Here is a 25,473-nt window from a genome sequence, read left to right on the forward strand (position 1 = left end):
AAAAACCCCTTGAGCCACAATGCGCTCAAGGGGTTTTCCTTTTTTCGCGGATCACTCCGGACGCAATGACATTCCCGTGTATTCGACGCGGTCCTCGTCGAGCAGCGCCACCTGCTCGACGCCGGATTCGAGCAGCTCACGCCAGTTCTCCCCGAGCCAGGACTCCGCATCGGCCTGACTCGGGAAAACCTCTCGCGGCAAAGGGCGGTCCGTCACCTCACCACCATTTGCATCTTCATAACGCCACCGCCATGTCATGCCATACGCTCCTTCTCCGCGGGTTCGCCGGCGCCTTCCCTCCGACGGCACTGGAACCCTACTCCCGAGCTCGGAGGTCCATCGATGCTGCGCGCGGGCCGTGTTGCCGCGGCGGCCGTCCTGGGGGCGGCCGCCGTACTTCTTCTCCCCTCCTCCGCGCTCGGCTCACCCTCCTCGCGGCCCGGCGGTCCCGTGCCGGGAACCGCCGCGGAGCCGGGGGCCGTGCGGCTGTGGGGGGTCTGGCGGAGCGACGGCACGGCGTGGCTGGCGTCCACGGCCGCGTACGAGCCGGCGGACGGCTCCGTCGTCGGGTGGCGCTTCACGGTCTCGGCCGACGGGTCGGCGGGCGAGCCGCCGGGCGGTGAGCTGCCGTCGTTCCCGGCGGTGTGCGTCCAGGACGCGGCCGGCTCGGGGCACAAGCGGGTGGCGGTCGCGGTGGACTTCGGGGACGGGGAGGGCGACGTCCCGCCCGGCGACCGGCCGCCGGCGCATCCGCTGCTGCGCTGCGTGACGGGCGCCGAGGACGCGACCGCCGCCCAGCTCCCGGCCTCCGCGGCCAGGGTCGGCGTGAACGGGCGCGGCGAGGTCGTGTCGGTCAGCGGCTACCCGTCCCAGGGCGCGGGGACCGTCCCGTCCCAGGAGACGGACGCCGCCGGGCGGGCCGCCGCGCCCGCGAGCGCGCCCGGCGGGTCTCCGGCGCTGCTGATCACGGGCGGCGCAGGGGCGCTGTTGCTGATCGGCGGGGGCGCGGCCCTGGCCGCCCGCCGCCGCCCCGGTCGCCCCGGTCGGCCCGATCGGCCCGGTCGCTCCGGTCGGTAGCCTCTGGGCGGTGAAGCTTCTTCTCTCCGGAACCGGCGGTGCCGCGGGCTGGCCGGCGGACGGGTGCCCGTGCGCCTCGTGCGCCCGGCTCCCCCAGGGCCGTCACCGCCCCTTCGAGCTGGTCGTGGACGACGCCGCGCGGTTCCCCTTCACCGGCGGCGGCGCGTTCGGCGGCGGGCTCGGGCTGGTGGCGGCCGACGGCGAGGCGGTGTTGTGCCTGCCGCCGGGCCGGGAGGCCCCCACCGACGGTCCCGCCCGCTACGACGTCGTCGTGCTGGACCTGCTGGAGCGCCCGCAGCGGCTCGGCGAGCTGCGCCGCGCCGGGCTGGCCGACGACCGGACGACCGTGGTGGCCGCGTGGCTGGACCACCGGATCAGGTCGGAGGAGGAGCTGGCCAGGCGGCTGCGGTTGTGGGGGGCGGTGGCCGTGCCGGACGGGACGGTCCTGGAGAGCGGCGGAACGGTACGCGAGACGCCGCCGCGGCGGGCGTTGCTGCTCGGCGGGTCCAGGTCGGGCAAGTCGGCCGAGGCCGAGCTGCGGCTGGCGGCCGAGCCGTACGTCACCTATGTCGCCACCGGCGGCGACGGCGCGGCGGACGGCGAATGGGCGGCGCGGGTACGGGCGCACCGGGAACGGCGGCCCGCTCACTGGGACACGGCCGAGACCACGGACCTGGTGGCGGTCATCGCGGCGGCGGGCACGCCCCTGCTGATCGACGGGCTGGGCACGTGGCTGGCGGCGGTGTTCGACGAGCACGGAGCCTGGGACGGCGACCGCACGCCGGTCGTCCGGCGCTGCGCGGAGCTGGTCGAGGCGTGGCGCGGCACGCCGGTGCCGCTCGTGGCGGTCTCGGACGAGGTGGGGATGGGCGTGGTGCCCGCCACGTCCGCCGGCCGGGCCTTCAGGGACGCGCTCGGCAAGCTCAACGAACGGCTCGCCGCCGAGTCCGAGTACGTCGCCCTGGTGGTCGCGGGACGCCCTCTGGAACTGTGACCCCACGGACCCCGGGGTCGCGGGCCGGGGCTACGGGCGCACGGCTCTGGCGTACCAGCGGCCGTCGAGGCGGTCCACGTGCAGCGGGCGGCCGAAGCACTCGGACAGCAGGTCGGGGGTGAGCACCTCCGACACCGGCCCGGCGGCCAGCAGCCGCGAGTCGCGCATGAGCAGCGCGTGCGTGGTGGTCGCGGGCACCTCCTCCAGGTGGTGGGTCACCGTGACGGTGGTCAGGACCGGCCGGGTGGCGGCCAGCTGCTCGACCGCGGTGATGAGGTCCTCGCGCGCCGGCAGGTCGAGCCCGGCGAACGGCTCGTCGAGCAGCAGCACGGCGGGCTCGGCCATGAGCGCCCTGGCCACCCTGATCCGGGCCCGCTCCCCTTGCGAGCACACCCGGAACGGGCGCTCGACCAGGTCCTTGCAGCCCAGGTCGGCCAGCAGGCGGGCGGCGCGCTCGCGCTCGTTGTCGCCGTACTTGTCCCACAGCGGGACGCTCGTGCCGGTGTGGCCGGTCAGGACCACCGTGTGGGCGGTGGCGCCCTCCTCCTCCAGCAGGTCCTCGTCGATCAGCCGCTGGCTGGCCGCGACCAGGCCGATGTGGCGGCGCAGCTCCCGAAGATCGACCCGGCCGAGCCGGTGGCCGAGCACGCTGACCGCGCCCTCGCTCGGGTGGCGCACCGCCCCGGCCAGGGAGAGCAGGGTGGTCTTGCCCGCGCCGTTGGGGCCGAGGATCACCCAGTGGTCGCCGTACGCCACCTGCCAGTCGATGCCGTCGAGCAGCGTTTTGCCGACAACCCGGACAGCTACACCTTCGAGTTCAAGCACGTGCATTCCCGCCACATTAGTCGGCCCTAGGATCGGTCGTTATGCCGCTTGCTGAGCTGACCCACGGGCTTCGCTTCGCGATCGGCATGCTCAGCGCCGTTCCGGTGCGGGTCGACAGGGTCGATCGGGAGGTCGCCGGGCCGGCCATGGTGGCGGCCCCCGCGGTCGGGCTGGGGCTCGGCGCGGTGGCGGGCCTGGCGCTGCTGCTGCCGGGGCCGCCGCTGCTGGGCGCGGCGCTCGCGCTCGGGCTGCTGGCCGTGCTCACCCGCGGCCTGCATCTGGACGGGCTGGCCGACCTCGCCGACGGCCTGGGCAGCGGCCGGCCCGCGAACGACGCCCTCGACATCATGAAAAAGTCTGACATCGGGCCGTTCGGGGTGATGACGCTGGTCATCACGCTGCTCGTCCAGGCTGCGGCGCTGACCGGGGCCGGTTACCCCGCCCTGGTGACCGCCTGCGTGGCCGGGCGGCTGGCGCTCACCTGGGCGTGCCGGGCGAGCGTGCCCGCCGCGCGGCCCGGCGGGCTCGGGGCGATGGTGGCGGGCACCGTGAGCGATCCGGCGGCGTGGCTGGCCACGACGGCCGCCCTTGCCGTGACCGCCGGGCTGGGGCTGGCGGCCGGGACGTGGGCGCCGCCGATCGCGCTGGCGGCCGGGCTCGGGGCGGCGCTGCTGCTGCTCCGGCACGCCCGGCGGCGGCTCGGCGGCATCACGGGGGATGTGCTCGGCGCGCTGGTGGAGACCGGGACGGCGGCCGCGCTGGTGGTGTGCGCGGTCCTGGGCTGAGCGGCGACGCGCTCGCCGCGCCGGGCTCCCGGCGGACGCGGTGTCAGGCGACCGGCTGCTCGGCGCGGGCCGGCAGGCGGCGGACGAGGACCACGCAGAGCAGGGCGAGCGGGACCCAGCCGACCAGCCCGGTGAGCCCGGACACCGCGGTGTCGGGCGGCGCGGCGGCGTCCCCGAGCAGCAGCACGGCGGGCAGCACCGCGTTCAGCGAGCCGTGCGCGACCACGCAGGGCCACACGCTGCCCGTACGCAGGCGCAGCCAGCCGATCGCGATCCCGGCCAGCACGCAGAAGCCGATGAACTGCAGCGCCGCCCACGACCCGAGGCTCGGGTAGTTGTAGCCGAGCAGGGTGAGCGGGGCGTGCCACAGCCCCCAGATCGCGCCGGACAGCGCCAGGCCGCCGAGCGGGCCGTACGTGGCGGACAGCCGGGGCAGCAGCCAGCCCCGCCAGCCCCACTCCTCGCCCAGCGCCGGGATCGCGTTGAGCACCGGGCCCGCCAGCACGCCGATGGCGATCTGCAGGTAGAGCGCCGGGCCCGGGTCGGCCGGCGGCTGCACGCCCGCGGCCGTGAGCTGGGCCCGGTACAGGCTGAACCGGTCGAGGTCGAGCGGGAACAGCCCGACGGCGGTGCTGAGCCCGGCGCAGACGGCGATCAGCAGCGGCACGCCCAGCCAGGCGGCCAGCACGTACCGGCCGGTGCGGCCCTTGCTCTCCCCCAGCGTCAGGCCGGTCTCGGCGGCCCAGCGCCGCCAGGGCGCGCGCGACAGCGCCCACACCCCGAGCACCCCGGCGGTCGGCGTGAACATCATGACCGCGGCCAGCCCCTTGGCCGCGGGCGAGCTCAGGCCCGCGCCGAGCCAGATGGGCAGGGCCACCAGCCAGGACAGCCCGAAGGCGAGGACGAGGAAGACGGGAAGCTGTTTTCTCATGACCGGGCACGCTCCGCGACGAGGGCGTTGATGAGGGACGCGCCGCGCTCGGCGTCGTCGATGCTGATCGCCAGCCGCCCCCGGAGCGGTAGCCGACGACCAGGCACTCGCCGCCGCGCAGCATGATGGTGGCCATGCCGGGCAGGCCGCGGAAGCCCCAGCCGCCGACCTCGCTCGGCCTGCGGACCTCCGTCCAGGCCCGGTCGATCCTCGACAGCGGGATCCGGCGCGCCGGGACGCCGAGCGGCCCGAAGCCGATGACGAGCGCGTCGTCGCCGACCCGTACGGACAGCGACGCCGTCGCCAGCCCCGCGACCAGCACGATCACGGCGCCGGGCAGGGCGGAGGCCATGGTCGCCGGCGACAGGACGCCGGCCAGGCGCAGCCCGCACAGCACGACGATCGCCGCCGCGGCCACCAGCGTCAGCCCGACCAGCCACGGGTTGACCAGCCGGCTGACCCAGACCGTACGGCGACCGGGCCGCAGCTTCAGCGCCGGGGGCGGCTGCACGGCCTCGACCGGGTCGGGCCCGCCCCTGCCGAGGTAACCCGCGAGCACGCCCACGCCGAGTGAGCCGACGACGACCAGCGGGACCTGCCAGCCGGAAAGGCCCGCGGCCGTCCAGTCGGGCGCGTCGAGGTTGGCCGACAACGTGGCGGCCTGCGTGCCCAGCACCAGGACGCCGCCGCCGAACAGGCCGCCCCACCACAGCGCCCGCCCGTTGCGGTGCCGCAGCGCCCAGCCCCGCACGGCGACGGCCAGGAACGCGACCCACACCACGGTCCACACCGCCGCCACCGTCAGCACGTGGGCCTGGAAGGACGCCGAGCCGTCGACGCCCGCCGCGCCCCAGTGGGTGGCCAGCGGGTCGGGCAGCCGGTCGCGCAGGCCCATGGGGGCCAGGACCAGGGCCGCCGTGACGGCCGCGCCCCACGCCGCCGCGGGGATTCGGGGGTTCATGGCAGATCCTCCAGGATGGTGATGAGGTCCTCACGGCGGTAGCCGTGCCTCTCGGCCTCCTCCAGCAGCTCCCGGGCGCGTTGCACGAGCAGCGCGCGCCCGTCGGCCTGGCCCGCGACGCTGACCCCGCGCCCCCGCCTGAACTCCAGCAGCCCCTCGTCGCGCAGGTCGCGCAGTGCGCGCAGCACGGTGTTGGGGTTGATGCCGAGCGCCCTGGCGAGGTCGCGGGCCGGCGGAAGGCGGTCACCGGGCGTGTAGGAGCCCTCGCCGATGGCGCGGCGGATGGCGCCGGCCACCTGTTCGTGGAGGGGCCGTGCGTCGTTGAGATCGAGCGCGAGCAACATGATGCTAATGACACTAGCACCATGAAACGTAATGCGCCCGACCAGCATTTGTAGGATGAACCCCTGTTTGTGAGTACGCAGAAACCGTGGATAGCATCGGTTTACGTGACCACTGTGCGGCTGAACTCAGCAGACCCAGTCTCTGTCGACACCGACGCCCTGATCGTCGGCTTCCGGCCCGGCCAGGACGGCCCCCGCCCGGCCACGGGCGCTGAGTCCCTCGACGCGGCTTTCGGCGGCAACCTCGCCACCTCCCTCAGCTCGCTCGGCTTCTCCGGCAAACCCGGAGAGCTGGCCAAGCTGCCCACGTTCGGCGCCGTCCAGGCCCCGGTGCTCGTCGCCGTCGGCCTGGGCGACTCCTCCGACCACGAGTCCCTTCGCCGCGCCGCCGGCGCCGCCGTGCGGTCGCTGGCCGGCACCGCGCGCGCCGCGCTGGCCCTGCCCTCCGACGACGACGCCCAGGCCGAGGCCGTCGCCCTGGGCGCGCTGCTCGGCGCGTACGGCTTCGACCGCTACCGCACGGGCGAGGCCCCGAAGGCGCCCGTCTCCGAGATCACCGTCCTGTCCGGCCGGGGCGAGTCCGCCGCCGAGCGGGCCGGCGTGCTGGCCGAGTCGGTCTCGCTCGTCCGCGACCTGGTCAACACGCCGCCGTCCGACCTGTGGCCGGCCAAGTTCGCCGAGATCGCCGAGCAGGAGGGCGCCAAGCACGGGCTGACCGTCGAGGTGCTCGACGAGAAGCAGCTCAAGGACGGCGGCTACGGCGGCCTGGTCGGCGTCGGCCAGGGCTCGGTCAACCCGCCGCGCCTGGTCCGCGTCGCCTACAGCCACCCCGACGCGGCCAAGACGCTGGCGTTCGTGGGCAAGGGCATCACGTTCGACTCCGGCGGCCTGTCGCTCAAGCCGGCTGCCGCCATGGACTGGATGAAGTCCGACATGGGCGGCGCGGGCGCCGTGCTCGGCGCGCTGGTCGGCATCGCCAGGCTCGGCCTGCCGGTCAACGTCGTCGGCTACCTCTGCCTGGCCGAGAACCTGCCGAGCGGCACCGCCCAGCGCCCCTCCGACGTCATCCACAGCTACAGCGGCAAGACCGTCGAGGTGCTCGACACCGACGCCGAGGGCCGCCTGGTGCTCATGGACGGCATCGCGCGCGCCGCCGAGGACGACCCCGACCTGATCGTCGACATCGCCACGCTGACCGGCGCGCAGATCGTCGCGCTCGGCTGGCGCACCGCGGGCGTCATGGCCAACGACGACGCCGTCCGTGAGCTGGTCGTCGAGGCCGCCACCGCCGCGGGCGAGGGCGCCTGGGGCATGCCGCTGCCGGAGGAGCTGCGCAAGGGCCTCGACTCGCCGGTCGCCGACATCGCCAACCTCCACCCCGAGCGCTTCGGCGGCATGCTCACCGCCGCCATCTTCCTCAAGGAGTTCGTGCCCGACGGGGTGCGCTGGGCGCACATCGACATGGCCGGACCGGCCTACAACAAGGGCGAGCCGTACGGCTACACCCCCAAGGGCGGCACCGGCGCCATCACCCGCACCCTCATCGGACTCGCAGAGCGGCACGCGAGCATCTGAAACAAATGAAAAGATGACGGCATCACGAACACCCCGACAAGGAGCCTTCCTGTGGCCTATGACATCGTCGTCCTAGGTGGCGGCAGCGGCGGTTACGCCTGCGCGCTTCGGGCGGCCGAGCTGGGCAAGTCGGTCGTCCTCATCGAAAAGGACAAGATCGGCGGCACCTGCCTCCACAGGGGATGCATCCCCACGAAGGCCCTGCTGCACTCGGCCGAGGTCGCCGACGAGACCCGCGAGAGCGCGTCCTTCGGCGTCAAGGCGAGCTTCGAGGGCATCGACGTCCAGGGCGTGCACGCGTTCAAGGACAAGATCGTCACGCGTGCCTGGAAGGGCGTCCAGGGCCTGCTCAAGGGCGCGGGCGTGACGGTGGTCGAGGGCGAGGGCCGTCTGGTGGGCCCGCGCAGCGTGCAGGTGGGCTCGGAGGTCTACGAGGGCGCCAACCTCGTGCTGGCCACCGGCTCGGCCCCCCGCACGCTGCCCGGCCTGGAGATCGACGGCGAGCGGATCATCACCAGCGAGCACACCCTGAAGATGGACCGCGTGCCGTCGTCGGTGATCGTCCTGGGCGGCGGCGTGATCGGCGTCGAGCTGGCCAGCGTCTACCGCTCCTTCGGCGCCGAGGTCACCATCGTCGAGGCGCTGCCGCACCTGCTGCCGACCGAGGAGGAGTCCAGCTCCAAGCTGCTGGAGCGGGCCTTCCGCCGCCGCGGCATCAAGTACGAGCTGGGCGTCTTCTTCGACTCCGCCAAGACCACCGAGACGGGCGTCGTCGTCACCCTGGCCAACGGCAAGACCCTCGACGCCGAGCTCCTGCTCGTCGCGGTCGGCCGCGGCGCGGTGTCGTCCGGCATGGGCTTCGAGGAGCAGGGCGTCACGGTCGAGCGCGGCGCCGTCGTGGTCGACGAGCACTGCCAGACCTCGGTCCCCGGCGTCTACGCCATCGGCGACCTGATCCCCACGCTGCAGCTGGCCCACGCCGGGTTCGCCGAGGGCATCCTGGTGGCCGAGCACATCGCCGGCCTCAACCCGCCGCCGATCGACTACGCGGGCGTGCCCCGCATCACCTACTCCGACCCCGAGGTCGCCTCGGTCGGCATCACGTCGGCGCAGGCCGCCGAGCGCGGCATCGAGATCGTCGAGCAGGTCTACGACCTGGCCGGCAACCCCAAGAGCCAGATCCTCGGCACCTCCGGAGCGGTGAAGGTCATCGCCCAGAAGGACGGCCCGGTCGTCGGCGTCCACATGGTGGGCCGGCGCATCGGCGAGCTCGTCACGGAAGGCCAGCTGATCTACAACTGGGAGGCGCTGCCCGCAGAGGTCGCCCAGCTCATCCACGCACATCCGACCCAGTCCGAGGCAGTCGGTGAGGCGATGCTGGCCCTGGCCGGCAAGCCGTTGCACGTACACAACTAGTCCAGCCCTCGAGATCAGAACGCGAGAGAAGAATAACGATGCCGGTCTCCGTACAGATGCCCCAGCTCGGCGAGAGCGTGACCGAGGGCACGGTAACCCGTTGGCTGAAGAAGGAGGGCGAGCGCGTCGAGGCCGACGAGCCGCTCCTCGAGGTCTCGACCGACAAGGTCGACACCGAGATCCCGTCGCCTTCCGCGGGTGTCCTCACCAAGATCGTCGTGGCTGAGGACGAGACGGTCGAGGTCGGCGCCGAGCTCGCCATCATCGACGAGAACGCCCAGCCGGGCGCCGCCGCCCCGGCCCCGCAGGCCGCTCCCGAGCCCGAGCCGGAGCCCGAGCCCGCCCCGGCTCCCCCGGCCTCCTCCATCCCGCAGCCGGCCCCGGCCCAGCCCGCTCCGCAGCAGGCCGCCCCGGCTCCGGCCCCGCAGGCCCCGGCCCCGCAGCAGGCCGCTCCGGCTCCGGCCCCGCAGGCTCCGGCTCCGCAGCAGCCCGCCGCCGAGCCCACGCCGCTGCCGTCCTCGGGCGACAGCCCCTACGTGACGCCGCTGGTGCGCAAGCTCGCCAACGAGCACGGCGTCGACCTCGACTCGATCAACGGCACCGGCGTCGGCGGCCGCATCCGCAAGCAGGACGTGCTGGAGGCCGCCAAGTCCCAGCGCGAGCAGGCCGCCGCCCCGGCCGCGGCTCCGGCCGCCCAGCCGGCCGCCGCCGCGCCGGCCCCGGCCGCCGCGGCGCCCGAGCCGGTCGAGGTCGACACCACGCTGCGCGGCCGTACGGAGAAGATGACGCGGCTGCGTCAGACCATCGCCAAGCGCATGGTCGAGTCGCTGCAGACCGCGGCGCAGCTCACGTCGGTCGTCGAGGTCGACGTCACGAAGATCGCCCAGCTCCGGGCGCGGGCGAAGGACGACTTCTTCCGCCGCGAGGGCGTGAAGCTGACCTTCACCCCGTTCTTCGCGATGGCCACCGTCGAGGCGCTCAAGCAGCACCCGAAGCTCAACGCCACGATCAACAACGAGACCAACGAGGTCACGTACTTCGACGTGGAGAACCTGGGCGTCGCGGTCGACACCGAGCGCGGCCTGCTCGCGGCGGTCGTCAAGAACGCCGGCGACCTCAACCTCGCCGGCCTCGCCCGCAAGGTCACCGACCTGGCCGAGCGCACCCGCAACAACCAGGTGACGCCCGACGAGGTCACCGGCGGCACGTTCACGCTGACCAACACCGGCAGCCGTGGCGCGCTGTTCGACACGCCGATCCTCAACCAGCCGCAGGTGGGCATGCTCGGCACCGGCGCGGTCGTCAAGCGGCCCGTCGTGCTCGACACGCCCGAGGGCGAGGTCATCGCGGTGCGTTCGATGGTCTACCTGGCGCTGACCTACGACCACCGCCTGGTCGACGGCGCCGACGCCGCCCGCTTCCTGACGACGATCAAGCGTCGCCTGGAGGAGGGCCGCTTCGAGGCCCAGCTCGGGCTCGCGTAGTCATTACCCGTGAAAGGCCGGGTGGCTCCTTCGGGGGCCGCCCGGCCTTTGGCGTACTGTGGGGACCATGGCGATCATCGTGACCGGGGCGTCCGGCCTGATCGGTACGGCGCTGGTCGGGGCGCTGCGCGACGAGGGGCGGGAGGTCGTCCGCCTGGTCCGGCGGGAGCCCGCGGGGCCGGGAGAGGCCTTCTGGGACCCGTCCGCGGGGGTGATCGACCGGGCCGCGCTCGAAGGGGCCGAGGGCGTGGTGCACCTGGCCGGGGCCTCGGTCGGCGACCGGCGCTGGACCACCGCCTACAAGCGCGAGCTGGTGCGCAGCCGCGTCGAGGGCACCCGGCTGCTGGTCGACGCCCTGCGTGCGCTCGGCAGGCCGCCCGAGGTGCTGCTGTCGGCGTCCGGGGTCGACTTCTACGGCGACACGGGCAGCCGGGAGATCGACGAGAGCCAGGGCAGGGGCCGAGGGTTCCTGGCCGAGCTGTGCGAGCGCTGGGAGCGGGAGGCCGAACGGGCCGCCGAGGCCGGCTGCCGGGTCGCGCGGCTGCGCACGGCGATGGTGCTGAGCCGGCACGGCGGGGCGCTCGGGCGCATGTTGCCGATCTTCCGCGTCGGGCTGGGCGCGCCGCTGGGGACGGGCCGGCAGTACTGGTCGTGGATCTCCTTGGACGATTGGGTGGCCGCCGCACTGCATATCCTGAAAAATCGGGATATCGAGGGGCCGGTTAATCTGGGATCCCCTTCTCCGGTCACCAACGAAGAATTCACCCGCACTCTGGGTAAATGCCTGCGTAAAGGCACGGTTCCCATGCCCGTACCGGCGTTTGCGCTGTCCATCGGGGTGGGCGAATTCGCCCGCGCGGGGCTGCTGCCGAGCCATCGCATGATCCCGCGGAAACTGCTTGACAGCGGCTACGGCTTCACGCATACCCGTCTCGACGAGGCGCTGCGCGCCGTACTGTAGGGTGCCGTTCGTCCTTCAGCACGCAGGAGATCCGACATGAGCAGGTCCGGGCAGTCGCACATTCTGGCCATCGGGGGCGGGTCGTTCCGTCAGAGCGAGCGCCACAATTTCATCGAGGCGAGCGGGTTGCTGCGCTACGGCCTCGACCTGACCGGCCAGGACCGCCCCAAGCTCGGCCTGGTCGCCACCGCCCTCGGCGACTCCTCCGACTGGCTGCTGAAGATGTACGGCGCCTTCTCAGGCTGGGACGTCGAGCTGAGCCACCTGACCGTCTTCCCCATGCCCAACGTCGAGGACGCGCGGGCCTGGGCGCTCGAACAGGACATGATCTACGTCAGCGGCGGCAGCGTGGCCAACCTGATGGCGTTGTGGCGGCTGCACGGCCTCGACGAGGTCTTCGAGGAGGCCTGGCGGGCCGGCGTGGTGCTGTCCGGGCAGAGCGCGGGCGCCCTGTGCTGGCACGTGGGCGGCAACACCGACTCCTTCGGCCCGGCGCTGCGTCCGTGGGCCGACGGGCTCGCGCTGCTGCCGTACTCGTGCGGGGTCCACTACAACGCCGAGCCGCAGCGCCGCCCGCTGCTGCAGGAGTCGGTCGCCTCCGGCGAGCTGCCCGGCGGGTACGCCGCCGACGAGGGCGTCGCCCTGCACTACGTGGGCACCGAGTTCATCCAGGCGGTCACCGTCGACCCGCGCGCCTACGCGTACCGGCTGGAGTACGACGGCTCCAACGGCGTCAAGGAGTTCAGGATCGAGCCACGCCTGTTGACCCCCTGATTACCCGGACAGGGTGAGGGAACGGCACAATAGGCTCATGCGCCCCATCCACGGGGACGATCCCCACGCGCTGGCCGTCGTCCGCCTTGGTGTGGACGTCCCCTACGAGCAAGCCTGGTCGTTGCAGCGCTGGATGCACGGCAAGCGGGTCGCCGGCGAGCTGGGCGACGCGGTCCTGATCCTGGAGCACGCGCCCGTCTACACCGCGGGCAGGCGCACCCTGCCCGGCGACCGTCCCTCCGACGGCACCCCCGTCATCGACGCCGACCGGGGCGGCCGGGTCACCTGGCACGGCCCCGGCCAGCTCGTCGCCTACCCCGTCGTCGCCGTCGCCGACGTGACCCGTTACGTCTGCGCCCTGGAGGAGACGATGATCCAGGTGTGCGCCGACTTCGGCGTCACCGGCCGGCGGGTGCCGGGGCGTCCGGGGGTGTGGGCGGCCGGCGACGTCGCCCTGGGGCTGCCCGACCGGCAGCTCGGCGCGGTCGGCATCCGCGTCGCGCGCGGCGTGACGATGCACGGGTTCGCGCTCAACTGCGCCAACGACCCCAGGTGGTTCAACCGGATCACGCCGTGCGGGCTGCCCGACGCGGGGGTCTCCTCGTTGTCGGCGGAGACCGGCCGCCGGATCGTGGTCGAGGAGGTCATCCCGATCGCCGAGAAGCGGCTGGCCGAGGCGCTCGGCAAGGAGCCGTTCGACCTGCACGAGGAGGATCTGCTGCGCAGGTGACCGAATCGGCATCGAACAGCGGTTGAATCCGGATCTTTCCGGCCTACCATCGCCGGTGTGAAGCGTTCTGCCGCTCTCGTCCTCGCGCTGCTGGTCCACCTGCTCACGCTGGCCTTCCTCGCGCTGGGCGCGTGGGCCGTGCTGGCGCATCTCGACTCCCTCGTCGCGTGGCTGGTCGGCGGCGTGAGCCTGGCCGTGGGATGGGCATTGCGGCCCCGCCTCCCCCGCCTGCCGGCCGACGCCGAGGTGCTCGACCGCGCCGCGGCCGGCGAGCTGTACGCGCTGGCCGACCGCGTGGCCGACCGGGCCCGCGTCAAGAGGCCGCGCAGGGTCGCGGTCATGGACCTGGCCACCGAGACCGTCTACGACCATGTGGGCGTGCTGCGCACGCCGGTGCTGGTCATCGGGCTGCCGTTGTGGCTGGCCCTGACGCCGCGGCAGCGGGTGGCGCTGCTGGCCACCGCGTACGCGCGGATCCCGGCCGGCGAGGAGCTGATCGTGGACGGCGCCCTGTTCACGCTGGCCGCCTGGCACGACGCGCTGCTCGGGTCGAGCGCTCCGCTGAAGATCAGGGAGGAGGCCCAGGCCGCGATCGCCCGGTCCTCGCTGGGCCCGATCGACCAGACCGGCACGACGTACGAGGCGGCGGGGGCCATCGGCCGGCTGATCGGACGGGTGCTGGGCGGGCCGGTGCTGCTGGCCGAGTACGCGCTGACGGCGCTGGCCCGCGCCGGGCACGCCCGTACCGAGGAGCGGCGGGAGGCGATCGCGCGACGGGTGGTGTCCGAGTCCGAGCTGGACGAGCTGCGCGGCCCGGCCGCCGGCGGCTACCTGGCGCCCATGCAGGCCGCGGCGCTGCGCGGCGAGAGCGTCACGGCGATCAGGCAGGGCGCGCTGGCCCGCCACCGGCTCACCGACGACGGCGTGCTGACCTCGGCGCCGCACTCGGAGCTGCTGGGCACCGCCGGGTCCGCGCTGATCGACGAGGAGCTGCTGCGCCACTACACCAGGGCGATCCGCAGCTTCGGGCTCATCACCTGACCCTCGACCGGTCCGGTTCGGCGGCGGACGTAAGCTGGACGGGTGACCGTTGCTCCTGATGGCCGAAAGCTCCTCCGCCTGGAGGTGCGCAACGCCGAGACCCCTATCGAGCGCAAGCCCCCGTGGATCAAGACCAAGCTGAAGACGGGCCCCGAATACACCGAGCTGAAATCGCTCGTGCGCCGGGAGGGCCTGCACACGGTCTGTGAAGAGGCGGGCTGTCCCAACATCTACGAGTGCTGGGAAGACCGCGAGGCGACCTTCCTCATCGGCGGCGACCAGTGCACCCGCCGGTGCGACTTCTGCCAGATCGACACGGGCAAGCCCAAGGAATACGACCGCGACGAGCCGCGCCGGGTCGCCGAGTCCGTCCAGCAGATGGGCCTGCGCTACGCGACCGTGACCGGCGTGGCCCGCGACGACCTGCCCGACGGCGGCGCCTGGCTCTACGCCGAGACCGCGCGGCAGATCCACGCCCTGCTGCCGGGCTGCGGCGTCGAGCTGCTGGTGCCCGACTTCAACGGCAACCGCAACCAGCTGGAGGAGGTCTTCTCCAGCAAGCCCGAGGTGTTCGCCCACAACGTCGAGACGGTGCCGCGCATCTTCAAGCGCATCCGCCCCGCCTTCCGCTACGAGCGTTCGCTCGGGGTGATCACGACGGCCCGCGAGGCCGGGCTGGTCACCAAGTCCAACCTGATCCTGGGCATGGGCGAGACCCGCGAAGAGGTCGTCGAGGCGATGCGCGACCTCCACTCCGCCGGCACCGACCTGCTGACGATCACCCAATACCTGCGGCCGACGCCGCGCCACCACCCGGTGGAGCGCTGGGTCAAGCCGGAGGAGTTCGTCGAGCTGCAGGCCGAGGCCGAGGCGATCGGGTTCGCCGGGGTGCTGTCGGGGCCGCTGGTGCGCTCCTCCTACCGCGCGGGCAGGCTCTACCAGCAGGCCATCGCGGCCCGCCAGACCACCTGATCCCGCCTGATCCTGCTTGTTCCCGCTTGATCCCGCTTGAGCGGAGCCCCGGGCCGTTTGCCCGGGGCTTTTCGCGTCCTTAGCATGGCAGGGCTGCCGAGTGAGGGGCGAGGCGATGGCGACCGTGATCCGCACCAGCGACCTGCCCGCGCGCAGCCGTCACGAGGCCTGGCGCGGCATCGTCTGCGACACGCTCGGGCCGCTCGACCTGCGCATCGATTCCGGCGCGCCGCTGCGGGGCGAGATCGAGCTGGGGCAATTAGGCCCCGTGGGCGTGGGCCGGGTGCGCACGTCCACGCCGCACAGCGTCCACCGCACGGCGAAGTTGATCCACCGCGACAACCCCGAGCTCTACCGGGCCGTGCTGGCCGTCTCGGGCAACCCGGTGCTGCGCCAGGACGGCCGCGAGATCCGCCTCGGCCAGGGCGAGTTCGCCATCTACGACTTCACCCGGCCCTACGAGGTGGCCTACGACTCGGCCGTGCAGCTGGCGGTGTTCAGCTTCCCGCACGAGCTGCTGCCGCTGCCCTACGACGACGTGGCGCGGCTGACCGCGGTGCCCGTCTCGGCGCGCGAGGGCACCGGCGCGCTGGCCGCGCCGCTGCTGCGCCGGGTCACCCAGGACTACGACGACTACACCCCGGCCAGCGCGGCCAGGCTGGCGACGGTGGTGATGGACCTGGTCACCACGGCCCTGGCCGAGCGGGCCGAGCAGGCCGCCGCGGTGCCCGAGGACGCCCGCCGCCGCGCCCTGCTGCTGCGCGTGCGCGCCTTCATCGACCAGCGCCTCGGCTGGTCCGACCTCGACCCGGCGATGGTGGCCGAGGCGCACCACGTCTCGGTGCGTTACCTGCACCGGCTGTTCGAGTCCGAGAACACGACGGTGGCCGCCTGGATCAGGCACCGGCGGCTGGAGCGCTGCCGCGCCGACCTGCTGGGCGCCCGCCACCTGCCGGTCGGCGAGGTCGGGGCACGGTGGGGGCTGCCCGACTCGGCGCACTTCAGCAGGCTGTTCAAGCGGGCGTACGGGCTGCCGCCGGCCGAGTTCCGGCGCGCCAACCCCGTGCGCTGATCGTCAACCGTCCTGGCACGGGGATCCAAGACGCGCGGGGTCGTGGTGAGCAGACTGAAGGTGTCGCAAAACACCTCAGATGCCAAGGAGCACGACATGCAGCTCTTCCTCAACCTCCCGGTCAAGGACCTGGACCGGTCGCAGAAGTTCTTCACCGAGCTCGGCTTCACGATGTACGGCATGGCCGAGGGCATGGCCTCGATGCTCGTCAACGAGCAGACGCAGGTCATGCTGCTCACCGAGCCGACGTTCTCCACGTACGTCACCAAGGAGATCGCCAACGCCGCCACCAGCACCGAGGCCATCCTGGTGCTGGGCATGGAGAACCCGGCCCAGGTCGACGAGCTGGTGGACAAGGCGCTCGCGCTCGGCGCCACCCCGGCCGGCGTGCCGCAGGAGGCCGGGTTCCGCTACCAGCGCGGCTTCGCCGACCTCGACGGGCACCACTGGGAGGCCCTCTGCCTGGTCCAGCCCGCGTGAACGGCCGGGCCACCTCGGCGGACGGCACCGTGCTGGCCTTCGACAGCTACGGCGCCGGGCCCGCGGTCGTGCTGGTCAACGGCGCGTTCGGCGACCGGGCGCACCCCACGCTGGCGGGCGTGGCCGCCGCGCTGGCGCCCTGGTTCACGGTCGTCAACTACGACCGCAGGGGCCGGGGCGGCAGCGGCGACACCCGGCCGTACGCGGTCGAGCGGGAGATCGAGGATCTGGCGGCGGTGATCGGCGCGGCGGGCGGGACGGCAATGGTGTTCGGGGGCTCGTCCGGCGCGGCGCTCGTGCTGGAGGCCGCCGCCCGGGGCCTCGGCATCACCAGGGTGGCGGTGTGGGAGCCGCCGTACCACGTGGACGACGACGCTCCCCCGCTGCCGGACGACTTCGCCGCGCAGCTCGACGCGCTGGTCGACGCGGGCCGCTGGGAGGAGGCGGTCGAGCGGTTCATGGTGGAGGCGGCCGAGGTGCCGGCCGAGGCCGTGGCCGCGATGCGGGCCGACGCGTCGTGGGCGCATCTCAAGGGCGTGGCCCGCACGCTGGCCTACGAGGCGGCCGTCCTCGGGCCGGGCAGCCGGCTGCCGGCCGCCACGCTGGCCGCGATCGCACAACCGCTGCTGGTGCTGAGCGGGGAGCGGAGCCCCCGGTGGATGGCGGCCGCGGCGCTGGCGGTCGCGGCGGGCGTACCGGGGGCGCGGCACCGGGTGCTGGAGGAGCAGTCCCACGCCGTGACGCCGGAGGCGCTGGTGCCCGAGTTGCTGGAGTTCTTCGCCCGATGACAGGCTTTGCGTAACGTAAAGGTCACAAACCTATCGAGTGCTCGGTTTTCTGGTGAACACTGATGCCGTGGAACTCGACGAACTGATCGCCCGGCTCGACCTCGCCACCAAGATCCGCCTGCTCACCGGGGCCGGCATGTGGTCCCTTCCGCCGATCCCCGAGATCGGGCTCGACCGGCTCGTGATGAGCGACGGCCCGATCGGCGTCCGCGGCGAGCAGTGGACCTCCGCGGACCCGTCGATCGCGCTGCCCAGCCCGACCGCGCTCGCGGCCACCTGGGACGTGGAGCTCGTCCGGCGGGCCGGCGCGCTGCTGGCCCAGGAGGCCCGGCGCAAGGGCGTGCACGTGCTGCTCGCGCCCACGATCAACCTGCACCGCTCCCCCTCGGCGGCCGGCACTTCGAGTGCTTCTCGGAGGACCCGTACCTGACCGGCGAGATCGGCGCGGCCTACGTCGAGGGCGTGCAGGAGGGCGGCGTGGCCACCACGCCCAAGCACTTCGTGGCCAACGACTTCGAGACCGACCGCTTCACCGTGGACGTGCGGGTCGATGAGAAGACGCTGCGCGAGGTCTACCTGCGGCCGTTCGAGCGGGTGGTGCGGGCCGGCGCGTGGGGGCTGATGACGGCCTACAACTCGGTCGGCGGCACCACCATGACCGAGCACTCCGCGCTGGTCAACGGCGTGCTGAAGGACGAGTGGGGGTTCGACGGGCTCGTCGTGTCCGACTGGACGGCTGTGCGCAGCACGGAGGCCGCCGCCCTGGGCGGCACCGACGTGGCCATGCCCGGCCCGTTCGGCCCGTGGGGGGACAAGCTGGAGGCCGCCGTCAGGGAGGGGCGGGTGCCCGAGTCGGTCGTCGACGACAAGGTCCGGCGCGTCCTGCGCCTGGCCCGGCGCACGGGCGCGCTCGGCGGCGGCGGGGACCGTCCCGCCCCCGCTCCCGTCGACGGCGTCGCGCTGGCCCGCGAGGTGGCCGCGCGCGGGTTCACCCTGCTCACCAACGACGGCGTGCTGCCGCTGCGGGACGTGCGCACGCTCGCGCTCATCGGCTCGGCCGCCGGCGAGGCCCGGGTCATGGGCGGCGGCAGCGCCCAGGTCTTCCCCGACCGGATCGTCTCCCCGCTGGCCGGGCTGAGCGCGCTGGAGGGCGTCGAGGTCCGCCACGCCGTCGGGACCGATCCGCGGATCCGCCTGGCGCCGCTGGCCTGCCCGGTCGTGGCGCAGTTCCTCGACGCGGGCGGCGGCCTGCTGGCCGAGCATCCGCTGGCGGCGGCCGAGGCGCGGTGGGTCGGCCAGTTGCCGCCGGACGTGGACGGCGAGCGGCTCGGGGCCGTGCGGCTGCGGGCGGCGTACACGCCGGTCAGGTCGGGCCGGCACGAGCTGTCGGTGGCGGGCGTGGGCGCCTTCACCGTCACGGTGAACGGCGAGACCGTCTTCGACGCGGCGATCGAGCCGGAAGGCGGCGACCCGGCGGCCGCGTTCCTGTCGCCGCCGGAGCGGCGCTTCGCCGCCGAGATGACCGCGGGCCGGCCGTACGAGCTGACCGTGACGCATCCGGCGGGGGCCTTCGGGGGCATGGCGTTCGTGGCGTACACGCTGGGCCACGCCGACCCGGCGCCGGGGCCGGACGAGCTGATCGCCGAGGCCGTGCGGGTCGCGGCGGACAGCGACGTGGCGGTGGTCGTGGCCTCGACCACGCCGGAGGTCGAGAGCGAGGGCTTCGACCGCGAGACCCTGGCGCTCCCCGGCCGCCAGGACGAGCTGATCCGCGCCGTGGCCGCGGCCAACCCGCGCACGGTGGTCGTGGTCAACGCGGGCTCGCCGGTGGAGATGCCGTGGGCGGGAGAGGTCGCGGCCGTGCTGCTGACCTGGTTCCCCGGGCAGGAGGCCGGGGCCGCGCTGGCCGACGTGCTGTCGGGCCGCGCCGAGCCCGGCGGCCGCCTGCCCACCACGTGGCCCGCGACGCTCGCGGACGCCCCGGTCACGGACGTCACCCCCGTGGACGGCGCTGTGGCCTACGACGAGGGCACGTCCATCGGGTACCGGGCCTGGGAGCGGTCGGGGCGGGTTCCGGCCTTCTGGTTCGGCCACGGCCTCGGCTACACGACGTGGAGCTACGACTCCATCGCCGCCGAGGGCGCCACCGTGACCGTCGCGCTGACCAACACCGGCGACCGCTTCGGCCGCGAGGTCGTGCAGATCTACCTCTGTCAGGGCGCCGAGCGCCGCCTGGCCGGGTTCGACGTGGTCGAGGCCGAGCCGGGAGAGACCGTGATCACGACCGTCTTCCTGCCCGACAGCGCCTTCCAGGTGTGGGAGGACGGCTGGCGCACGGTCGAGGGCGAGTACACGCTCCAGGCGTCGCACCATGTCGCGGACCCGAGGCTGTCGATCACGGTGAAGATCTAGCGACAAAGGCCGGTCGCGTTTTCCATAGTGCACCAGTTGGTTTGTATCCTTCTGAGCATGGCAAAGTCCGAGGATCCAGAGAAGCCGGGGCGCATCAAGCAGCTCCGCATGATCGCGCAGATCATCAAGCAGGCCAATCCCAAGGGGATGCCGATCGTCTTCCTCTCGGCGGTGGGCACGCTGGCTGTGGTCGTCGTGATCGGCCTGGTCACGGACTACCTGTGGTATTCGGTGTTCATCGGCGTCCTGGCCGCGCTCACCGTCGGGCTGGTCGTCTTCGGCCAGCTCGCCCAGAAGGCCCAGTACTCGATCCTGCACGGCCAGACCGGCGCCGCCGCCGCGGTCCTGCAGGGCATGCGGGGCAACTGGCAGGTCACCCCGGCCATCGCCGTCAACCGCGACCAGGACCTGGTCCACCTCGTCGTCGGCTTCCCGGGGGTCGTGCTGGTCTCCGAGGGGCCGGGCAACCGGGTGGCCAAGATGCTCGCGGCCGAGAAGAAGCGCGTCGCGCGCGTGGTGCTGGGCGTCGAGATCTACGACATCCAGTGCGGCGACGGCGAGGGCCAGGTGCCGATCGCCAAGCTCCAGCGGCACATCATGAAGCTGCCGCGCAACCTGAAGAAGCCCTCGGTCAACGAGGTCAAGGACCGGCTGCGCTCGCTGCCGAAGAACCTGCCGATGCCGAAGGGCCCGATGCCCAAGGGGGCCCGCATGCCGCGCGGCCCGAAGATGCGCTAGTGCTGTCGGTCTCCTCGCGGGCCAACCGCCACTGGTGGGACGGCAACGCCGACGACTACCAGGTCGAGCACGGCGGCTTCCTGCGGGACACCGGGTTCGTCTGGTGCCCCGAGGGCGTCGACGAGGCCGAGGCGCACCTGCTGGGCGAGGTGCGCGACCGGCGGGTGCTGGAGATCGGCTGCGGCGCGGCGCAGTGCGCGCGGTGGCTGGTGACGCAGGGGGCCCAGGTGGCCGCCTTCGACATCTCCCACCGGCAGTTGCGCCACTCCCAGCGCATCGACCTCGACACCGGCCTGCGCGTTCCCGTGGCGCAGGCCGACGCCGAGTCGCTGCCGTACGCGTCCGGCGCCTTCGACCTGGCGTGCTCGGCGTACGGGGCGCTGCCGTTCGTGGCCGACCCGCTGGCGGTCTTCCGCGAGGTGCGCAGGGTGCTGCGGCCGGGCGGCCGATTCGTGTTCTCGGTGAGCCACCCGATCCGGTGGGCCTTCCCCGACGATCCCGGCCCGCGCGGGCTCACCTCCGACCGCTCCTACTTCGACCGCTCGCCCTACGTCGAGCGGGACGACGACGGCGCCCCCTCCTACGTCGAGCACCATCGCACGATGGGCGACTGGATCGGCCTGCTGGCCGCCTCGGGGCTGACCCTCACCGGCCTGCTGGAGCCGGAGTGGCCGCAGGGGCACGAGCGGGCGTGGGGCGGCTGGAGCCCGCTGCGCGGCCGGCACATCCCCGGCACGGCCATCTTCACCTGCGCGAATACCTAGCCGCCAGCGCGGCGAAGACCTCCTTGGGCTCCCAGCGGGTCTCGTCGAGCATCCTGACCACGCCGTAGGAGCCGAGGTCGTCGGCGCCGCGCCGGTTGTAGGCGGCGAAGGTGAACCAGAACGCGGCCTCCAGGCTCTCGGCCTCGAAGACGTCGAGCAGCTCCTCCAGGTAGCGGACCTGCTCCCCCTCGTCGGGCACGGCCCCCTCGGGCACCACGTACGCCGAGCCGCCCCGCTCCCCCGCGCCCTTGTAAGCGCAGGTGCCGAACTCGGTGACGGCCACCGGCTTGCCGTGGGTGAGGTGGGCCCGCAGTTCCGCCGGGAAGTCCGCGGCGTTGTAGGCGGCGCGGTAGGCGTCGACGCCGACGATGTCGAAGGGCGTCCAGTCGATCAGCTCCCAGGGGCCCGACGCGTACGTGAGCCGGCCGCCGAACCGGGCCCTGACCGCCGCGGCGGCCTCGGCCAGGAAGGCGTTGAAGCGGGGCGCGACGTCGGCGGCCGTCGACTGCCACCAGGCGAGGTCGGCCGTCGTCATGGCCGCCAGGCGCTCGCCGTACGTGGCGCCGGGGATGAAGCCGTGGCAGAACGCGCTGGACTCGCACCCGGCGACCAGCACCACCTCGGCGCCGGCGCGGCGCAGGGACTCGGCGCGGGCGGCGCAGTCGGCGTAGAGGGCGACGGCCTGCTCGGCGGTGGCGTCCACGGGGAAGGGCGCGAACCACACCTCCAGACCGGCCGCGGCCGCCCGCTCGGCCGCGACGGAGAGCCGGTCGGGATCGCCGCCGGAGACGCGGACGGCCGTGCAGTGGAGCTCGTCGGCGATCACCCGCATCTCGCGGGCGACGACGTCGGGGTCGAAGGTCCGGCGGGTGAGCTGCGGGCCGTTCAGAAACCCAGTGTCGTAGTTAATCCCTTTTTTCACCGTTTTCCCCCTTTATGGATGAGAAGCCGTTTTCGAGAAGATCGAAGGCCGTCTCGACGTCGTCCGCCAGCAGCCGGCCCGCCTCCTCCAGCGAGCCCCCCGAGGCGAGCCGGTGGAAGAACGTCTCCTGCAGCGTGGTGATCGCGGCGGTGATCTGGGCCGCCATGAGCTGGGCGGTCAGGTCGCCCGCGGGCGCGCCCACGGCCTCGGCCAGCGCCGCGGCCAGCGCGTGCCGCTCCCCCGCGTGGGTCTGCTGGACGGCCGCCAGCAGCGCCGGGGCGGCCGCGATCACCCGGACGCGGGTCAGCAGCCCCTCCACGTCCACCTCCCGCGCGCCCCGGGCGGCCATCGACCGGTAGTGCTCGCGCAGCGCGCCGAGCGGCGAGGCGCCCGGCGCGCGGCCCGCCACGATGGCGGCGGTGTCCTCCGCGACGCCGTCGAGGGCCAGGCACTCCTTGCTGGGGAAGTACGCGAACAGCGTGACCTTCGCGACCCCGGCCGCCTCGGCGATCTCGTTGACCGTCACCGCGTCGTAGCCGCGCTCGGCGAACAGCCGCAGGGCCGTCTCCGCGATGCGCCGCCGGGTCTGCTCCTTCTTGCGCTCCCTGAGCCCCGCCATCATGACTCCACGATAACCGTACCGGGTAAGAATTCAAACCCGGTACGGAAATTATTCCGCGGTGCTCATCGGCGCGCGGGCGGCCAGACCGGCGGTGGCGGCGAGCATGGCGGCGCTGAGCGCGAAGACGCCGAGCACGCCGGTCGCCCCCGCCACCACGCCCGCCACGGCGGGCACCAGCACCTGTCCCAGCCGGTTGCCGGTCAGGCGCAGCGCGAGCGCCGTGCCGCGCTCGCCCGCCCGCGCGCGACCGGCCACCCACGACAGCGTCAGCGGCTGGCCCAGCCCCAGCGCGAACCCCATCAGCGCGACGACCGGCACCGCGGCGGCCGTACCGCACAGCGGCAGCGCGGCGACGGTGACCGCGGCGACGACGGTGCTGGTCACCAGGACGGCGCGGCGGCCGTACCGCAGGACCAGGCGTTCCATGGCGAGCCTGCTCGCCATGGTGGTGGCGGCCCGCAGCGCCAGCAGCGCGCCGACCGCGACCACCCCGGCGCCGCGGCTCTGCCCCCAGGCCGGCAGGTACGCCAGCACCAGGTCGATCGTGGACACGGTGGCCAGGCTCGTGACCAGGGCCTGCCACATGCCCTCCTGGCCGAGCGTGCCCCGCAGCGGGAAACGCCGCACGGCGGCCCGCGCACGCGCCGGGCCCGGCCCGTCGGTCCACAGGCTCGCCAGCCCCGCCACCAGCCCGAACCCGGCCGCCACGACGAGGGCGGGCCCGACGCCGGCAGCACCGCCTGCGTTGCCGCTGGTGGCGAGCGTGCCGCCCGCCACCAGGGCCGCTGCGGACGGCCCGGCGAGCTGGCCGAGCGAGGTGAACACGGTGAAGCGCGCGTAGGCGCGGTCGTGGCCCCCGGCGGCCACCCGGTTGGCGATGACGGCCTGCTGGGCGACGACGGACAGCAGATGCCCGAGCCCGAACAGCGCGTTGAGCAGCACCAGCGCCCACAACGAGCGGGCCTCGGCCAGGGCCAGGGCGCTGCCGGTGATCAGCGCGGCGCCCAGCAGGGCCGCGCCGCGCTCGCCGGAGGCGTCCACCCAGCGGCCCACCGAGACGGCCGCGAAGAGCGGGAGCACCGAGAACCCGGCGGTGATGAGCCCGATGCCGAGGTTGCCCGCGCCGATCTCGATGGCCCGGTAGCTGACCATCGGACGGGCCGCGAACGTCGCCGCCTGCACGCACACCGCCGCCACCATGAGCGGGCCGAACCAGCGGCCCTCCCCGGCCCGGCCGGTCGTCACATCCGGACGACCATGGTGTTGGACACCCGGTCGTGCACCCCGCGGTGGTCACGGTCCCAGATCAGGGCCGGCAGGGCCAGGCCGAGCAGGACGGTGCGCACCAGCACGGGCAGCAGGCGCGGGGCGCCGCCGTCCATGGCGGCGACGCGGATGCCGGCGAGCCGGTGGCCGAACGTCTGGCCCATGAAGCCGACGAGCAGCAGGTACTGGAGCGCGAACACCGCCACGGGCGCCCACGGCGACTCGGCCGGGTTCATCCTGAGCAGCAGCTGCACGACGACCCAGGTGCAGATCATCCAGTCGATCACGAGCGCGGCGATCCTGCGCCCCCACCCGGCGACCGATCCGCTGCCCTCCTCGGGCAGCCCGAGACGCTCACCCGGGTATCCGAGGTCGATCCCGGCGGACCGGATGCCGCCCAGCCAGGTCTGCGTCCACCGAGGCTCGTTGCTGCTCATGCCGTCAACGGTATCCGGCCCCCGGGCCGGTCGGCATCGTGACCCAACCGCGCTCTGCCCTCGCCATCATGGTCGCCATGCCACACGGGGATGACCTTGACGCGCGCTTCAACGAGGTGGTCGCGCAGATCGACGAGAGCGAGCGCCGCAGGATGCGCTCGTCCGCCGCCAAGGGGGCCAGGGAAGGTGTGCCGCGGCAACGCGCGCCACGCCCGCCGCGGCGGGACCGCTTACCCGCCGGCCACATGCCGGTCGACCATCGTCCGCGCCGGCTCGGGCGCATGTCGGTCGCGCTGATCGCGTTGTGCGCGATCGTGGGCGCCGCGGGGGTCGTGATCACCTACCGTCCCGACCTGCTGGGCGCGAACCCGGGCCTGGAGGCCCTGTCCGTGCCCGCGAACCCCGTGGCCGCGGACGACCCCTTCGCCGGCTCGCCCGCCGAGCACTACGCCGACGGCGCCGCGGGCCTCGTGATGCCGGCGGCGAAGGCGCTGGGCGGCCTGTCGAAGGCGGACGTGGCCAAGGGCCTGGAGCGCACCCGCGCCCTGCTGGCGGCCGCCCTGCTCGACCGCGAGACGCTGCTGGGCGGCAGGCCCAAGGCCTTCGCCGGGCTGCTCGACGACGACCAGCGCGAGGAGTTCTCCAAGGAGCTGGGCGGCAAGAAGTACGACAGCCGCCAGATGGTCAACAGCTTCGCCCCCGGCAGCGCCGAGCTCGCCAGCGACGTGGTCAAGATCAACGGCACCGCCCGCCTCGGCACCTTCCGGGAGGACGGGCTGCACGGCGTCAAGGTCGAGGTGAACTACCTGGCCGTCTACGCCGTGCGCCGCCCCGGCGTGCCGGCCACCACCATGCGGCTGGTCTCGCAGCTCACCGGCGAGGTGCAGCTCTACCGCTCGGAAGGCAAGCCGGCCATGTACGTGGACTGGGGCATGAGCAGCACCCCGGCCGATTGCGACATCGACGACGGGTTCGTCCACCCCGTCTACGAGGACGACGCGCCCGGTACGGTCTCGCCGACAGGCCCGGCCCACGACCCCTACGACCTGGACGACCGGCCGGTTTTCGACGGAGGCTGCGACACGTCCCAGGGGACGTGACC

Annotated in this window: 28 protein-coding genes and 1 pseudogene; 21 read left to right on the forward strand and 8 right to left on the reverse strand. The window is 73.5% G+C overall.

Annotation, left to right across the window (positions count from 1 at the left end):
• Nucleotides 1-51 precede the first annotated feature (51 nt).
• The gene (locus tag ACNF49_RS43165) at nt 52-258 is read right to left on the reverse strand and encodes a hypothetical protein (RefSeq protein ID WP_357967657.1); all 207 of its coding nucleotides are present in this window, start codon (nt 256-258) and stop codon (nt 52-54) included.
• A gap of 84 nt (nt 259-342) precedes the next feature.
• Here ACNF49_RS43165 and ACNF49_RS43170 point away from each other — a divergent pair, with 84 nt between their 5' ends.
• Nucleotides 343-1,077 carry an SCO2322 family protein gene (locus tag ACNF49_RS43170; RefSeq protein WP_482941339.1) on the forward strand — a complete coding sequence of 245 codons (735 nt, stop codon included), beginning with the start codon at nt 343-345 and terminating at the stop codon, nt 1,075-1,077.
• A gap of 10 nt (nt 1,078-1,087) precedes the next feature.
• On the forward strand, nt 1,088-2,071 hold the full coding sequence (locus tag ACNF49_RS43175) for a bifunctional adenosylcobinamide kinase/adenosylcobinamide-phosphate guanylyltransferase (protein ID WP_482941340.1): 984 nt from the start codon (nt 1,088-1,090) through the stop codon (nt 2,069-2,071).
• A 30-nt stretch (nt 2,072-2,101) separates the two neighbouring features.
• On the opposite strand, the gene ACNF49_RS43180 is transcribed toward ACNF49_RS43175, so the two are convergent.
• Nucleotides 2,102-2,902, reverse strand: a complete 801-nt coding sequence (locus tag ACNF49_RS43180) for an ABC transporter ATP-binding protein (protein ID WP_357967650.1) — start codon at nt 2,900-2,902, stop codon at nt 2,102-2,104.
• A gap of 35 nt (nt 2,903-2,937) precedes the next feature.
• Between ACNF49_RS43180 and ACNF49_RS43185 the strand changes: the two genes are divergently transcribed.
• Nucleotides 2,938-3,681: an adenosylcobinamide-GDP ribazoletransferase gene (locus ACNF49_RS43185; RefSeq protein ID WP_482941341.1), complete on the forward strand. Its 744-nt coding sequence runs from the start codon at nt 2,938-2,940 to the stop codon at nt 3,679-3,681.
• A 43-nt stretch (nt 3,682-3,724) separates the two neighbouring features.
• On the opposite strand, the gene ACNF49_RS43190 is transcribed toward ACNF49_RS43185, so the two are convergent.
• Nucleotides 3,725-4,612 carry a CPBP family intramembrane glutamic endopeptidase gene (locus ACNF49_RS43190; RefSeq protein WP_482941342.1) on the reverse strand — a complete coding sequence of 296 codons (888 nt, stop codon included), beginning with the start codon at nt 4,610-4,612 and terminating at the stop codon, nt 3,725-3,727.
• 134 nt (nt 4,613-4,746) lie between these two features.
• Between ACNF49_RS43190 and ACNF49_RS43195 the strand changes: the two genes are divergently transcribed.
• Nucleotides 4,747-5,160 (forward strand): hypothetical protein, encoded by a 414-nt coding sequence (locus ACNF49_RS43195; protein WP_482941343.1) that lies wholly within the window; start codon nt 4,747-4,749, stop codon nt 5,158-5,160.
• A 117-nt stretch (nt 5,161-5,277) separates the two neighbouring features.
• The gene (locus ACNF49_RS43200) at nt 5,278-5,595 is read left to right on the forward strand and encodes a hypothetical protein (RefSeq protein ID WP_498703418.1); all 318 of its coding nucleotides are present in this window, start codon (nt 5,278-5,280) and stop codon (nt 5,593-5,595) included.
• Here ACNF49_RS43200 and ACNF49_RS43205 read toward each other — a convergent pair.
• Complete coding sequence (locus ACNF49_RS43205; RefSeq protein ID WP_352353377.1) at nt 5,570-5,917, reverse strand: GntR family transcriptional regulator; 348 nt, start codon at nt 5,915-5,917, stop codon at nt 5,570-5,572. The two genes, ACNF49_RS43200 and ACNF49_RS43205, sit on opposite strands and share 26 nt — an antisense overlap.
• 105 nt (nt 5,918-6,022) lie before the next feature.
• Here ACNF49_RS43205 and ACNF49_RS43210 point away from each other — a divergent pair, with 105 nt between their 5' ends.
• The 15 genes and pseudogenes from ACNF49_RS43210 to ACNF49_RS43280 all read left to right on the forward strand — a co-directional run bounded on the left by ACNF49_RS43210 (nt 6,023) and on the right by ACNF49_RS43280 (nt 21,124).
• Complete coding sequence (locus ACNF49_RS43210) at nt 6,023-7,492, forward strand: leucyl aminopeptidase (protein WP_357967641.1); 1,470 nt, start codon at nt 6,023-6,025, stop codon at nt 7,490-7,492.
• Nucleotides 7,493-7,543: 51 nt separating this feature from the next.
• Nucleotides 7,544-8,908, forward strand: a complete 1,365-nt coding sequence (lpdA, locus tag ACNF49_RS43215; RefSeq protein ID WP_357700698.1) for a dihydrolipoyl dehydrogenase — start codon at nt 7,544-7,546, stop codon at nt 8,906-8,908.
• Nucleotides 8,909-8,946: 38 nt separating this feature from the next.
• Nucleotides 8,947-10,392 carry a 2-oxoglutarate dehydrogenase, E2 component, dihydrolipoamide succinyltransferase gene (gene sucB, locus ACNF49_RS43220; protein WP_482941345.1) on the forward strand — a complete coding sequence of 482 codons (1,446 nt, stop codon included), beginning with the start codon at nt 8,947-8,949 and terminating at the stop codon, nt 10,390-10,392.
• A gap of 67 nt (nt 10,393-10,459) precedes the next feature.
• Nucleotides 10,460-11,353, forward strand: a complete 894-nt coding sequence (locus ACNF49_RS43225; protein WP_357967636.1) for a TIGR01777 family oxidoreductase — start codon at nt 10,460-10,462, stop codon at nt 11,351-11,353.
• 36 nt (nt 11,354-11,389) lie between these two features.
• Nucleotides 11,390-12,127, forward strand: a complete 738-nt coding sequence (locus tag ACNF49_RS43230) for a Type 1 glutamine amidotransferase-like domain-containing protein (RefSeq protein WP_357967634.1) — start codon at nt 11,390-11,392, stop codon at nt 12,125-12,127.
• A 37-nt stretch (nt 12,128-12,164) separates the two neighbouring features.
• Complete coding sequence (lipB, locus tag ACNF49_RS43235) at nt 12,165-12,857, forward strand: lipoyl(octanoyl) transferase LipB (RefSeq protein WP_357967633.1); 693 nt, start codon at nt 12,165-12,167, stop codon at nt 12,855-12,857.
• A 57-nt stretch (nt 12,858-12,914) separates the two neighbouring features.
• Complete coding sequence (locus ACNF49_RS43240) at nt 12,915-13,898, forward strand: M48 family metallopeptidase (RefSeq protein WP_482941346.1); 984 nt, start codon at nt 12,915-12,917, stop codon at nt 13,896-13,898.
• A gap of 42 nt (nt 13,899-13,940) precedes the next feature.
• Nucleotides 13,941-14,870 carry a lipoyl synthase gene (gene lipA, locus ACNF49_RS43245; RefSeq protein WP_482941347.1) on the forward strand — a complete coding sequence of 310 codons (930 nt, stop codon included), beginning with the start codon at nt 13,941-13,943 and terminating at the stop codon, nt 14,868-14,870.
• A 115-nt stretch (nt 14,871-14,985) separates the two neighbouring features.
• Nucleotides 14,986-15,942, forward strand: a complete 957-nt coding sequence (locus ACNF49_RS43250; RefSeq protein WP_482941348.1) for an AraC-like ligand-binding domain-containing protein — start codon at nt 14,986-14,988, stop codon at nt 15,940-15,942.
• Nucleotides 15,943-16,038: 96 nt separating this feature from the next.
• Nucleotides 16,039-16,422, forward strand: coding sequence for a VOC family protein (locus ACNF49_RS43255; RefSeq protein WP_482941349.1), 384 nt, complete (start codon nt 16,039-16,041; stop codon nt 16,420-16,422).
• A complete protein-coding gene (locus ACNF49_RS43260) occupies nt 16,419-17,210 on the forward strand; it encodes an alpha/beta fold hydrolase (protein ID WP_482941350.1) in 792 nt (263 codons plus the stop codon). Before ACNF49_RS43255 ends, ACNF49_RS43260 begins: the two co-directional genes overlap by 4 nt.
• 184 nt (nt 17,211-17,394) lie before the next feature.
• Nucleotides 17,395-19,196, forward strand: a pseudogene (locus ACNF49_RS43265) (glycoside hydrolase family 3 C-terminal domain-containing protein); the annotation flags it as partial.
• 261 nt (nt 19,197-19,457) lie between these two features.
• Nucleotides 19,458-19,622, forward strand: coding sequence for a hypothetical protein (locus tag ACNF49_RS43270; RefSeq protein WP_482945661.1), 165 nt, complete (start codon nt 19,458-19,460; stop codon nt 19,620-19,622).
• Between the two features lie 57 nt (nt 19,623-19,679).
• The gene (locus ACNF49_RS43275; protein ID WP_352323051.1) at nt 19,680-20,360 is read left to right on the forward strand and encodes a DUF4191 domain-containing protein; all 681 of its coding nucleotides are present in this window, start codon (nt 19,680-19,682) and stop codon (nt 20,358-20,360) included.
• Nucleotides 20,360-21,124, forward strand: a complete 765-nt coding sequence (locus ACNF49_RS43280; protein WP_482941351.1) for a class I SAM-dependent methyltransferase — start codon at nt 20,360-20,362, stop codon at nt 21,122-21,124. Before ACNF49_RS43275 ends, ACNF49_RS43280 begins: the two co-directional genes overlap by 1 nt.
• Here the strand turns inward: ACNF49_RS43280 and ACNF49_RS43285 are convergent.
• The 4 genes from ACNF49_RS43285 to ACNF49_RS43300 are packed head-to-tail and all read right to left on the reverse strand — an operon-like array spanning nt 21,105 to nt 24,371.
• Nucleotides 21,105-22,046, reverse strand: a complete 942-nt coding sequence (locus tag ACNF49_RS43285) for a glycoside hydrolase family 113 protein (RefSeq protein ID WP_482941352.1) — start codon at nt 22,044-22,046, stop codon at nt 21,105-21,107. The two genes, ACNF49_RS43280 and ACNF49_RS43285, sit on opposite strands and share 20 nt — an antisense overlap.
• Nucleotides 22,030-22,668, reverse strand: coding sequence for a TetR/AcrR family transcriptional regulator (locus tag ACNF49_RS43290; protein ID WP_482941353.1), 639 nt, complete (start codon nt 22,666-22,668; stop codon nt 22,030-22,032). The genes ACNF49_RS43285 and ACNF49_RS43290 overlap by 17 nt, the downstream gene beginning before the upstream one ends.
• Nucleotides 22,669-22,716: 48 nt before the next feature.
• Nucleotides 22,717-23,913 (reverse strand): MFS transporter, encoded by a 1,197-nt coding sequence (locus tag ACNF49_RS43295; RefSeq protein ID WP_482941354.1) that lies wholly within the window; start codon nt 23,911-23,913, stop codon nt 22,717-22,719.
• A complete protein-coding gene (locus tag ACNF49_RS43300; RefSeq protein ID WP_482941355.1) occupies nt 23,910-24,371 on the reverse strand; it encodes an RDD family protein in 462 nt (153 codons plus the stop codon). Before ACNF49_RS43300 ends, ACNF49_RS43295 begins: the two co-directional genes overlap by 4 nt.
• A gap of 77 nt (nt 24,372-24,448) precedes the next feature.
• Between ACNF49_RS43300 and ACNF49_RS43305 the strand changes: the two genes are divergently transcribed.
• On the forward strand, nt 24,449-25,471 hold the full coding sequence (locus ACNF49_RS43305) for a hypothetical protein (RefSeq protein WP_482941356.1): 1,023 nt from the start codon (nt 24,449-24,451) through the stop codon (nt 25,469-25,471).
• Nucleotides 25,472-25,473 lie beyond the last annotated feature (2 nt).

The sequence above is a fragment of the Actinomadura sp. ATCC 39365 genome (genome assembly GCF_054392275.1).